1 protein-coding gene is annotated in these 2616 nt (G+C 55.3%); it reads right to left on the bottom strand.

Features of this window, described 5'->3' with window-relative positions:
- Positions 1–2138: 2138 nt before the first annotated feature.
- Positions 2139–2438: a hypothetical protein gene (locus tag L8F97_RS22345; RefSeq protein ID WP_242154932.1), complete on the bottom strand. Its 300-nt coding sequence runs from the start codon at positions 2436–2438 to the stop codon at positions 2139–2141.
- Between the last annotated feature and the right edge of the window lie 178 nt (positions 2439–2616).

Here is a 2616-nt window from a genome sequence, read left to right on the forward strand (position 1 = left end):
CGATACGGACGTTTCCGAATTGTGTATAGCGCATTAACCACTGTCTTGTGCCCAATTTGGGACTCTTTCCATGCTTACATACGTGGAACCTTTTGCTAAAGACGCCTTGTCAGCTAGGACGAACCGCCTCATGGCGATTGCTAGGCCGAGGCATTTCCCTTGTCTCGGTCTAGTTTTTACGGCTTACGCTATTGCCGAAAACACTAATATGTGGTCGGAATGGTAGTGCCGCCCTATCCTGGCGATCCTCACTGGCCGTCGATCAAACTTCATTATCAACTGTTTCTGATCGAGTAGAGAACGAGGCCTCTGCGATTTTCATTAAAATAGCATCGCAATGATTCAAAAGTATAGCGCAAAAAGTAAGAAGATAGATCTCGTTGTCGTTCAAGCGGGTGTAAATCTCTTTGAAGATAACAGCCCACGCGCTAACAGCTTATCTGATCAACCTCGTCGTCATAGCGCCTGCATGGTCATCGGCACTGAAGTACTTAAGTACGTCGTTAATACAAAATCGGCTTAGATTAAGACTACCTAATGGCCTGGACTGCAAAGAGCGATGGCATTAGGTTTGTAGCAAGGGCCGAAGCCCAATAGCAGGGCAACTCAGCCCCATAGAGCGGAGCAGCCCTTCGACCGAAACTGTAATCGTGACCATAATGCCGGCGAAAATTGGCTTTAAGTCTGAGTAAAGTTTATCCTGCACAGGATCTTTCTTGATACAGCTTGCGGCGAGTAGGAGTATCTAGGGTACACGCTTGAAACTTCATGCTTGTGGCTGAAGTACGCAATCAGGCGCGGCGGAAGAGCTTTCTCTCGTGTGACAGCCCTGATGCTTATATCTAGTGGAGGTAAAACAAAAATGAGGTCGACACCTCGCACAAATTTGCAGGTGATCTTGCTCGGCGCGCTTGTACTATCCTCATGCTCAAGAGATGAGCGCCGCGCCCTCGAAGCAGTCCGCCGTCATGCTAAAGAGCCTGCAAGTGTCGAGATCGCGAACCTAACTTTAGGGAAAAAGCTGCACAACGGCGTGGTGTTATGCGGAGTTTGGACCGCCGCAACCGGTTACGGAAGTATGGAACCTTGGAGGGGCTTTATGCTTCTGCCCGATCAGAAGACCGCGCTCAATGTTCCTTTGGAATGGGAGCAAGATCCCAGCGGTGCGAGGGGATCAGCCTCAATAAATTGCCCTCGGTTTATCTTGCCGTAATCCTTTAGGAGGCGGTTGGCGCGGCTGCGCAGTTGTCCGCCGCTCCGGCACAACGTGGGGGAGGGGGGGGCTCAGTGCAAGCGAACCGGGCGGGCATGCGAGCCGCCCGGTTCTAAGCAAGGCCACAAAGGGGGAGCGACCGTGCCTACGGACCATATAGGAGCCTTCCAGGCATTTCCTACCGTTTTCCGTTTGTTCTAAAGTTGCCGATCGGCATGAACGTGCGATCCAAGACGCTTTCAGACGTCACCAGACCCGATGCAAATTTGCACATCCAATGCTCCTTCCATTGTGCCAATAAGAGCATCGTAGACGTGAAGCGAGTGGATCGCTGGTACCGCATTCATCTCTGGGACGCGCACATGTCGCGGCTCGGCAAGCATCTGCGCTGCTCCAAGTGCCTCGGCCGGCCGGAGCACATCAAGGTCACGCATCAGATGCCGAACGGGCCGCGCTGGGGACCGCAAAACGATAAAATCGGGTCTTAGCGGTTGGACGGTGCGAGGATGAGGCGTGGCGCGGTAGCGGCAAGCTGAGAATTGTTACGGTCTGGCCATGCATGGCGACGGACCATTACACTCCGCGGGGGAAGCGCAGGTCGACATTGTTGATACAATCGCTTGTGGGGGCACCGCACCATCGTATTGTGAGATCGCCAAACCATTGCGGCCGGCCATTCATATCTTGGGTGCACGGCAGTACGTGGATCAACTCGTCGGGGAAGGATACCGGGAGCGGCAACTAGCATCGCGCGGAAGGATTGCGGTTCGTGCCGTAGTTCGCTGCCGGCAAGCGTTTGAAAATACGCTTGATTCGCTTGGCTTTGCTAATGCCTCGCCCTTGTGTCCACTTATTCAGGCTCGTTCTACATTGGACAGCTGCCGATCATTCGACCGTTTGAGTACCTCACGGCGGCGGATAGCGATTAGTCGCTGTACTTCCAGATGCCGCAGCCTGGCTGGGGCGTTGGCGGCATTCGCGACCAGTTCATCGCCCAGTTCCGCAACGAGCTGTCGGCCGGCGCGATCGACGGCATCAGCGAGACGAATTTGTCGGTGAGCCCCGCGAATGACAGCACGCGCTGGTCTGCTGGCACGGTCGCCAACAAAAGCGACAGCTTGAACACCGACCCATCTTCCTCAAGCGCCACGCCGCCGCGCTGGTCGAGCGCATCAACGATCTGTCGCGCAATGTCGCGACCTCGCTCCGGATCCTTCAGCGCCACTACGAGGTGTTCATGGACACGCTGACCAACCTGCAGCGCGCTGCGCGCTTCCTGTACCTTCAGCAGCTATCATTCGGTGGCAAAGTCACCGGCCGAAATTGGCGGCGATAAGAGGCGCCCGGCCGTTCCGACGTTACCAAGCTGCGCGAGAACCGCCGGATATCCACGAGCGGCTCGC

It is taken from the genome of Sphingomonas sp. BAUL-RG-20F-R05-02 (genome assembly GCF_022662305.1).
Taxonomy (GTDB): domain Bacteria; phylum Pseudomonadota; class Alphaproteobacteria; order Sphingomonadales; family Sphingomonadaceae; genus Sphingomonas.